Annotated in this window: 8 protein-coding genes and 3 pseudogenes; 7 read left to right on the top strand and 4 right to left on the bottom strand. The window is 40.3% G+C overall.

The annotated features are described in order from the left end of the window. Together HWQ36_RS00640 and HWQ36_RS00635 are read left to right on the top strand one after the other, a co-directional pair. Positions 1-672, top strand: a 672-nt coding sequence (locus HWQ36_RS00640; RefSeq protein WP_292696991.1) for a CAAD domain-containing protein, incomplete at its 5' end; no start/stop codon positions are given. Between the two features lie 648 nt (positions 673-1,320). Further along, a complete protein-coding gene (locus HWQ36_RS00635) occupies positions 1,321-1,932 on the top strand; it encodes a PEP-CTERM sorting domain-containing protein (RefSeq protein WP_292696987.1) in 612 nt (203 codons plus the stop codon). Between the two features lie 412 nt (positions 1,933-2,344). On the opposite strand, the gene HWQ36_RS00630 is transcribed toward HWQ36_RS00635, so the two are convergent. Then, entirely contained in the window at positions 2,345-3,073 is a 729-nt protein-coding gene (locus HWQ36_RS00630; RefSeq protein WP_292696984.1) for a 2OG-Fe(II) oxygenase family protein, read from the bottom strand. A gap of 267 nt (positions 3,074-3,340) precedes the next feature. Here HWQ36_RS00630 and HWQ36_RS00625 point away from each other — a divergent pair, with 267 nt between their 5' ends. The 3 genes from HWQ36_RS00625 to HWQ36_RS00615 all read left to right on the top strand — a co-directional run bounded on the left by HWQ36_RS00625 (position 3,341) and on the right by HWQ36_RS00615 (position 5,136). After that, complete coding sequence (locus HWQ36_RS00625; protein ID WP_292696982.1) at positions 3,341-3,661, top strand: hypothetical protein; 321 nt, start codon at positions 3,341-3,343, stop codon at positions 3,659-3,661. A gap of 412 nt (positions 3,662-4,073) precedes the next feature. Beyond that, on the top strand, positions 4,074-4,751 hold the full coding sequence (locus HWQ36_RS00620) for a hypothetical protein (RefSeq protein ID WP_292696980.1): 678 nt from the start codon (positions 4,074-4,076) through the stop codon (positions 4,749-4,751). 175 nt (positions 4,752-4,926) lie between these two features. Beyond that, complete coding sequence (locus tag HWQ36_RS00615; RefSeq protein ID WP_292696978.1) at positions 4,927-5,136, top strand: molybdopterin-binding protein; 210 nt, start codon at positions 4,927-4,929, stop codon at positions 5,134-5,136. Positions 5,137-5,334: 198 nt separating this feature from the next. Here HWQ36_RS00615 and HWQ36_RS00610 read toward each other — a convergent pair. After that, a pseudogene (locus HWQ36_RS00610) lies at positions 5,335-5,844 on the bottom strand (ThiF family adenylyltransferase); the annotation flags it as partial. A 183-nt stretch (positions 5,845-6,027) separates the two neighbouring features. Between HWQ36_RS00610 and HWQ36_RS00605 the strand changes: the two are divergent. Further along, entirely contained in the window at positions 6,028-6,306 is a 279-nt protein-coding gene (locus HWQ36_RS00605; RefSeq protein WP_292696975.1) for a hypothetical protein, read from the top strand. A gap of 19 nt (positions 6,307-6,325) precedes the next feature. Here HWQ36_RS00605 and HWQ36_RS00600 read toward each other — a convergent pair whose 3' ends face one another. Next, on the bottom strand, positions 6,326-6,535 hold the full coding sequence (locus HWQ36_RS00600; protein ID WP_292696973.1) for a molybdopterin-binding protein: 210 nt from the start codon (positions 6,533-6,535) through the stop codon (positions 6,326-6,328). 46 nt (positions 6,536-6,581) lie between these two features. Next, positions 6,582-7,100: pseudogene (locus tag HWQ36_RS00595) on the bottom strand (transposase); the annotation flags it as partial. Positions 7,101-7,378: 278 nt separating this feature from the next. Here HWQ36_RS00595 and modB point away from each other — a divergent pair. Next, positions 7,379-9,013, top strand: a pseudogene (modB, locus tag HWQ36_RS00590) (molybdate ABC transporter permease subunit); the annotation flags it as partial. Positions 9,014-9,035: the final 22 nt, after the last annotated feature.

Here is a 9,035-nt window from a genome sequence, read left to right as displayed (position 1 = left end):
GCCATTTACTCTCCTCTGATGAAACTCGCTCAATCTGATATCCGTGGTGGGCAAATGAAAACTGTTATCCCTGAAGAAAAGAGGAAATTTAAAGAGAGTAAAGTACAACAATCGAAATCTGTTGATATTACATCTACCGAACCGATGCCTACGGCGGTAAACTACACAGTGCTTGAAAGTTCAAAATTTGATACTCAACCATTGCTAATACCTGATAATCAACCATTACTTCAGGAGAACGAAGTACAACAATCGAAATCTATTGATATTACATCTACCGAACCTATTGCAGCAGTTGAAAGTTCAAAATTTGATACTCAACCACTGCTAATACCTGATAATCAACCCTTACCTCAATGGCAGCCAATTGGCAAATTATCTGCGTTTTTGGAGCAATTACCTAAGTACTTAGGTAGCTTTTCCACTGAATACCAGATGCCAATTATTTGTTTTGCTACAATTATTACAGCGACTATTGCAGTTAAAATAATTCTAGCTGTATTAGATGTAATAAATGAAATTCCTCAGTTAAATCTAGTTTTTGAGTTGACTGGAATTGGTTACTTAATCTGGTTTGTTTTCCGATATCTATTCAAAGCTTCTACTCGGCAAGAATTAGCTGCACAAATTAGTTTTATCCAAAAAGAAATTGTCGAGGGACAAGATTCATAAGCTGTTATGCCTCCACATTTGCTTTCTTTCATAGTGAAAGAAGGCACAAGGCAAACAAACACATCCCCGCGCTATGCAAGAAGTTGCTCGGATTTTGAGATCAAATAGCTATGTTGCGTAAGTGTAGCCCGTCGTAGAGATTGCGATCGCTTCTCTACGAACGCGAATAGCGTATCGGAGACAGAGGTTGCGTTAACAAGACGCTCTGCATAGCTGGCTTTTGAGCAGGGGTACGCTTGCCGTAGGCATCGTAAAAGCACCACAGTCGTAGTTACTCGTGAAGTCTTGTCATGTGTGTAAGTCCTGCAAAATAAAAAAACTTTTTACTTAAAGTTTTGATAAAGTCAGCGTTTAATTACGTAGTTGAATTGATTTTTTCCAACCAAGTTGGTATGATAGCTTCAATCAAAAATACAAATTCGTATAAAAAAATATGCCATAAATACTGTTGAATAATTCATAAAGTTTAAATGCTCAGATCAAGGACTATTTAAGGATTAGTAGTGAGAGATTCGAGACATTTGCCAGCAATCCTATCTATGCGATCGCCATACATCGAATGTCACTCACAATCGAGAATCTGCTTGATAAGTTTCTCGCTCTCAACATTTTTGAAACAAGCTATTAGTAAATCCAAGTAGATAATTTATGTTAAAAACAAAGTTTTTTCAAAAACCATTAATGGTGATTCTGGGGTTAGCATTAGCTACTGTTTCTACCGCTCAACCCTCCAAAGCTGCTACCTTTACTTATCAGGGAGATACAACAAATGAACCAATTTGGCGGCGTGTAGCACCAGGGAATCCTCCCACTCTTATCAGTGGTGAAAAAGATGGGAATTTGGGAATGAGTGTACCTTACAGTGTATTTGATTTTACGGTAGATCAATCAGGTTTATATAATATAAATGGTGAATCTGAACCTACACCACCTGCAAATAGAAAATGGGATATTTTCTTAGCTTTATATCAGGACAGTTTCAATCCTACTGAACAATTAACCAATGTTCTTATAGCAAATACCACTACTAATGGTAGTACTGTTACTTTCAACCAAGAACTCCTTACAGGACAGAAATACTTTTTAGTTACGACCGGTCGTCGAGTGAATGATTTTGGCCAGTTTAGCAACACAATCAGTGGTTCTGGTCAAATTATACCAATTCCTGAATCAGATTCAATACCTGCCATGTTAGTCACGGGTGGTATAACTTTACTACTGTATAAGCGAAAAATAGGTTTAAAAATATCGCATTTCTAAATCGTTTGTAAGCATATCTGCAACTTGTGAATAAGTCGGGGATGTGCTTACAAAGTAGGTATGACTGCTATAGTTGCACTCATATAATCAGAATAATCTGTAAGAAAGCTAACTGCCTTTTATATTCTTAGTTAACTACTTGTTTCCAGAAAATAGAGGCGATCGCCTTTTGTGTAGGGATTGTATTTTTACTATCTAGGATTTACGTATGAGCTACAGAATAACGTAGACGCTTCTCTACGAGACGCTACGCGAACGGCTTGCCGCAGGCTACCGCAGAGGCAATAGAGTTGCCAGTGCGCCCTTGCGGTTCCCCGACTTGTTCGCGTAGCGTCTCCCCCTGGGAGAAGCAACTGGCGCGGCACGGAGAAATCAGAGTTTGAGAGATATTTTGCGTAAGTCCTACTATCAACTAAGCACCTGCATCGAGATTGTGAAAAAAAGCAATCCTGAGAGCCAATCGGCACTGTAGTGCAGTCGATGCTACTGGAGTTACCATGTGCCAAGAATTATCTGAGCGCACAATCACAGCCGAAAACTGGTTCAGTGGTGCAATATCTTGGAAGACAGATTCTGGTTTTTCGTCAAAGAGAATTCGCAAACAACCACCCCAGTCCATAGGCCATTGTTCATTGAAAAATAGCAAATGAGTCAAAGCTTTCGATGGTTCATCAGTATGAGGGCGATGACAGTGACCTAGATTATATCGACGAAACCCAATCACCATTGCACAGTCTTTCAATTCCACCCCAGACATCTGTGTTAAGGCTTGGCGGTAAGCAGGTGTCCACAGTTCTTCTATCACTTGTTGCCAAGGACTGCTGAGATTACCAAGATTAGAAGATAATCTTCCTTGTGCAATGCGATCGCGCCAACGATCTGACAACTCAGGGTTGGCGCGATGGCTACGCCCGCCGCAGGCATCGCAAAATTTGTACATCAAAGCAATATCCTCATTACTAGCAAGCATCTCACTCCAAAGATACCCATATCCTTCTCCTATTGATAAGCGAAACTGCTCTTGGGGAAAGCTGGCAGCAAGTTCCAAGCTAGCTGCTTTGGGCAACAAATTCTCTATCACAGCATAACTGTATGGAACTGATTGCATTGTTGTACGATCAATGGCATCTAAATTTAGCATTCTCAATCTTCTTTGGATTATGTTTGTAATTTACACTATCTGTATGATTGCTAAATTCAAGCTTGATACTATAAATCAGTAATTGACAATTTCAGCATTTAACTCATTTTGGCGACTGAGGTAGATATTCTTTCTTAATAAAGTTATTTTGTTACCAACTATTTGGGACAATAGTAGTAATTATTACAATTCCTACAACTGAATGAGATTAGGTTTAGTGGGAATCTTGATTTAGCTATTTATTTGTCAGCCGATCATAAAACTAAAATGAGTGTTTTCTTCTCAGATGAGGCGATCGCTAGGTTAATTCAGGAAGATGTTCCCTACTTAGATTTGACAACCTACGGACTTGGCATTGGCAAGCAACCTGGTGAAATAGAGTTTTCTACCCGTCACCCGATGACCATTTGCGCTACTGAAGAAGCAGCCAGAGTATTAAAATATTGTGGTGCCGAAGTTCATCATCAAGTCGAAAGTGGTACAGTCTGCCAGGAGAAGCAATTAGTTCTTCAAGCTAGTGGCACTGCTCAAGCTTTGCACAGTGGCTGGAGAGTTGCTTTAAATTTGATGGAATACGCCACAGCTTAGTTTTTATACAATATTAAGCTGAACTATTTTAAAAAGAAATAAAAATTAATTTTGTTCGTGTTTGATTACTATATTAGTTGGTATTTTACTCAATAAGTTGGTATTATCTTCATTAGATTACACAGATATACTTATCCATTTGGAAAAACGCAAATCTAACAAGAGGTTTGTGGCTAACTTTGGCGTTAGGATTTATTAGTTTTTAATAAATCATATTAAAAACTAGCTATTTAGTAGCGTTTGGTAAGGAGTTGAAAGTTTAACGATAGAACCGTTTTTATTTTTATCTAACAGAATCTATTGTCAAATTGCTCAATTTTGGCGATAACGATACTAATTTTTGGTAAGCAAACAGCTTTCAGCAAAACAATCTAGTTTTTTCAATATTCAATAGTAAACGGAGAAATGTTTTATGCGTTTTACCCGCACGATACCCATTGCGTCTTTAATGCTATCGATACTGGTTTTATGGCAGCCTACTTTAGCTGACTCAAGAAGTAGTCTTCCCTCAGAAAAAGAAGAAAAAACACCTTCTGTCTGGAATAAAAATAAGTGTCTTGGAGGTTCTTCGCAAAGTTTTCGCTTGGGTGGAGAACTCAATAATCCAGCCACTTATAACTTGCAAAAACTGCAAAATTTACAAGATGCTTTAAAAAAACAAAATCCAGCATTAGTTACTGAAATCACTGTGAGCTTTCAAACAGGCTCAGGGCCACGAACAGAAACATACTATGGAATCCCCCTATGGGAATTAATTAATAATCCGAAAGCCGGAGGTGGTCTAAAACCTGGGAATTATGGGGTGAATTCTAAAAACTCTTTTCTGAGGCAATATGTTCTAGTTGATGCCACAGATTGCTATGGTGCAGTCGTAGCTATTGGTGAAATTCAACCTAACTTTGAAGGCAAAACAGTGCTAGTTGCATTTGAAAAAAAAGGTAGTGATGGTAATGTTGTGCCTTTAACAGATGAAGGATTTGCTCGTTTAGTAGTTCCAGGTGACAAAGCTGGAGGTCGTTACGTTAGTAATGTGACAAATATCGTCATATTATCTGCTCCTCCTTCTCCTTTGAAACCAAAATATTTCTGAAAACCCCTCTGACTAAAGATGCCTACAACGGAGAGTTCATCTTCTAATACCAGTCTGATATCTAAGTTATTCTGTAACGCTGAAGATATCTCACTAAATGAGGATAATCCAACAATCTCATAGTTGTTAGTATTAATCAGTTCAGAATTACCTTATAACTAGGGAGGATCAAAATATGGAAGTTAGCGCTCGTAATTCCTTAAAAGGAACTATTAAGAAAATTCACCCAGGAGCAGTCAACTCTGAGATCACATTAGAAATTGTGCCTGGGGTGGAAGTAACTGCAATTATTACCAAGGAGTCGGTAGAGCATCTCCAACTTCAAGAGGGAAAACAAGCGATCGCTGTGATTAAAGCGTCAGATGTCATAATTGCTATAGAATAGCTCGAAATGAGTAGATACAGCAGTTTGCAAGTAAGTGAGGTACAAAACGCAAGGCTCACACATCAGATATAAAGAGTTTCTACCTCCTGCCTCCTGCCTCCTGCCTCAAAACCCGTAACTTTGTACCTCATGCAAAAGAAAACTGCTGTAAGTTGTGGCGATCCGCTTATAGAGCGATCGCTACGATTATCCAACTATTTACGAATTTTCCGAGCAAGAACTGCTACCACACACCAGACATGAAGGATCATGATAAAAATTTCGTTTGGCAAATTCCACAATTGTCAGCAGTTGTGACAATAGGGGTTGACTAAACTTAGTAATCAGCTTTATTACCTCTAATGCACTCAGACAAGCTAGTGTCCCAGAAACAGCACCGACAACCGAGAACCCACGCTGATTCCAATCCGGCTTTTCTGGGAACAAGCATGATAGACAAGGAGTGACACCAGGAATAATCGTCGTCAGGTAAGCTTCCATTCCGTCCATTGCAGCTTCCACCATTGGTTTTTGCCAGCGCACGCAAGCCTCATTGAGCAAGTTCCGCTCTGTGAAATTGTGGGCGCAATCAACAGCTATATCAGCAGATTGCACTAAAGAGTCTACATTCTCCTTTGTAATGTAATCATGAACTGCTTCCACCCGAATATCAGGATTAATAGCTTGCAGAGTTTCTCTGGCTTTGAATACTCTTGGCTTACCTATCCAGCCCTCTCAATATTGACAAATAACATATTGATCGCCCCCTTGTGAGAAATGCGGGTTGGGACATCGGGAGCGTGCGATCGCAATTAGAGGTTCTCGGTGACTATGACATCAGCAAAATAGGAGAAGTCATAGCAAATATTTAGAGTCATAAATAAATGGCACGCTTGAAAAGTGGAAATACTTGTGGTTCAAGCAGTTTGCAATTGCTTGCTCCCATTCATGGCGGGGCTTAGTCATCAAAGGGTAAACTTTTGGGCGGCGTTAAAGGACTCGTGCGTATATACTACCTTGCCCTACTGGTGCGATCGCAATCCTAATCCTATGCAGACATTTGGTTATGTAGCTAATAGACTAAATAGCTTTGGTTTAGCTTATCTACAACATATTATTGATGGCACAGTTGTACCAACAACTTACCTACGCAATCGCTTTACAGGGGGCAGTTTGATTGCCCCCCCTTAATAGAATCTAAACAATTACTTTAGCCTACAGCAATTATTACATCTGATGATTTGACTATGGCATATACTTCTTTACCTTCAGTGAGTTTCAGACTTTCTGCTGAAGACTTGGTAATAATTGAAGTTACCTCTACTCCAGGTGCAATTTCTAATGTCACTTCTGTATTTACAGAGCCTACTACGATGCTTTTAACTGTACCTTTGAGAGCATTGCGAGCGCTAACTTGCATTTTATGATTCTTCCTCGTTTTTCCCTTAACACATTAACAATAACAGCTAGTATATGTTAATATCCAATTGATTATTTATCTGACGTTGAAATTCAGGGATGGCACGTCGAAGAACTCGTAAACTACCAGTAAAACTTAATCTTAATGGAGAAATATTTTTCAAGGCTGCACTTTGAAACATTAAACAACGTAGGCAATAATGCCCTAACAACCAACCATAAATGTCTTGGACTACTTCACGAGGATTCTTAGAACGGATGGGGATTTTTCGACCATTTAGATGTACCTTTAATTCATCTAAAGTATTCTCAGCCTCCCATCTTTGATGATATTCTGATGCTAATAGCAAAGCCGGAAAGTTGGAAATATCCATTAAATCAGTAATCAAACGGTAAGTCTTTTCTGTACCATTCTCTTCAATAACATATTCAATTATGCGGACAGAAATTCGGGTCGCACCCTTTTTTTTCGACTCTCCATCTGGTGCAATCCATGATTGATAAGAGCCATCTTTGAATATTTCAACTACTTCAAATTTTACATGGGCTGGGACACGACCAAGGAAATGACCTTTTTGTTTAATGACTGCATTGAGCAAATATAGGCATTTGGGTAAGGCTGGAAGCCCTGCTCATATTAATGCTGTCCTCTCCGTCGCTAGAAGAACCCAAATCGATCACTTAACTTCATGCATCGACTCTCTTCGTCAAAATTGGGTGGACTTGTACGATAGCCTCAAAGAAAAAAAGTAAGTCGAATTATCTCATTTTGTTCTCGTAACTCATACGCGAACAAACTTTTCTTTGTTTTACCCTTCATTTTCCTTAACCGAGCAGTATTGCCACGGTTGTCGGCTTTTTACTGCTGCTATTTTTTGGTAAAAATGGCCCTGTAGGTAAACTTATGGAGCCTTTAGACTTCAGTATCGTTTTTACCTGGTATGGTGCAGCGATCGCTGCTACAGTCGTCTCCTTCCCATTAATGTATAAAACTGCATTGGGAGCCTTTGAACAAATTGACACTAATCTCTTACGGGTAGCCAGAACTCTTGGTGCAACGGAAGTAGCAATCTTCTGGCGCATCAGTCTACCTCTAGCAGTACCTGGAATTATAGCAGCTACAACTCTCGCCTTTGCCCGTGCCTTGGGTGAATTCGGTGCCACGTTGATGCTGGCGGGCAATATCCCAGGACAAACGCAAACGATTCCAATGGCAATATATTTTGCTGTGGAAGCGGGAGCAATGGACGAAACCTGGTTTTGGGCGATCGCCATTATGGTAATTTCTTTCTCTGGAATTATTGCAGTCAGCTACTGGCAGGAAGTTACAGAGAATAAAAGACAGGGGGGACGAGGGGAACAATGGGGACAAGGGGGGCACGGGAGAGAATCGTTTTCATTGTCTGTACCTGACTCCGCAGTAGGACTATTTGTGGATATTGAAAAACGACTGCCGAGTTTTCATCTCAAGGTTTCTTTTAATACCAATGAGCAACCCTTGGGATTGTTGGGGGGTTCTGGGGCAGGTAAGAGCATGAGTTTGCGCTGCATTGCCGGCATAGAAACGCCGACAAGAGGGCGTATAGTCTTAAATGGCAGAGTCCTGTTTGACTCAGAACAACGAATAAATCTGCCAAGCCGCGATCGCCGCATCGGTTTCTTAGTGCAGAACTATGCCCTCTTCCCACACATGAGTGTGGCGCAAAATATTGCTTTCGGCTTACCCAAAGGATTATCCGCTCTTAATATCAGGGCGCTCTTAGAAGAACAGCTAATAGCCATGCAGTTAGAGGGATTAGGCTCACGCTATCCGCACCAATTATCTGGAGGTCAACAACAAAGGGTAGCTTTAGCCAGAGCATTGGCAAGTCAGCCAGAAGCATTGCTGTTGGATGAGCCGTTTTCCGCACTCGATACCCACTTGCGTAGTCAACTAGAACAGCAAATGACAGAAACTCTAGCTGATTACCAAGGCGTAACTCTATTTGTTACCCATAATATGGAAGAAGCTTACCAGATTTGCCCTAGCTTATTGGCATTAGAACATGGTTTAGCAGTGCATTATGGCTCCAAATACGATATTTTTGAGCATCCCACCACTGTAGGTGTCGCCCAATTAACCGGGTGCAAGAACTTCTCTCGTGTTGTTTTTGAATCATCAAATCAGGTGCAAGCAGTTGATTGGGCTTGTAGCCTCCAAGTAATTGAACCCATCAACAGCGAATTATCCCACGTTGGCATTCGCGCTCATCAAATCATATTTACCAACGACTCATCACAGGTGAATACCTTTCCCTGCTGGCTAGCACAGACAGTTGAAACACCTCACCGGATGACGTTATTTTTAAAACTACATTCTGCTAGTAATAGTCATCAGGATTACCATCTACAAGCAGAAGTCTTCAAGGAAAAATGGGCAACCATAAAAGACGAACCTTTTCCTTGGTATAGCGGTTATCAGTCCAGTGCAGTACACTAGGAGAGAGCAATTGTACTGATAA

The sequence above is a fragment of the Nostoc sp. NMS2 genome (assembly GCF_017115105.1).
In the GTDB taxonomy this organism is placed as follows: Bacteria; Cyanobacteriota; Cyanobacteriia; order Cyanobacteriales; family Nostocaceae; genus Nostoc.
This window is presented reverse-complemented; position numbering and strand designations above follow the sequence as displayed.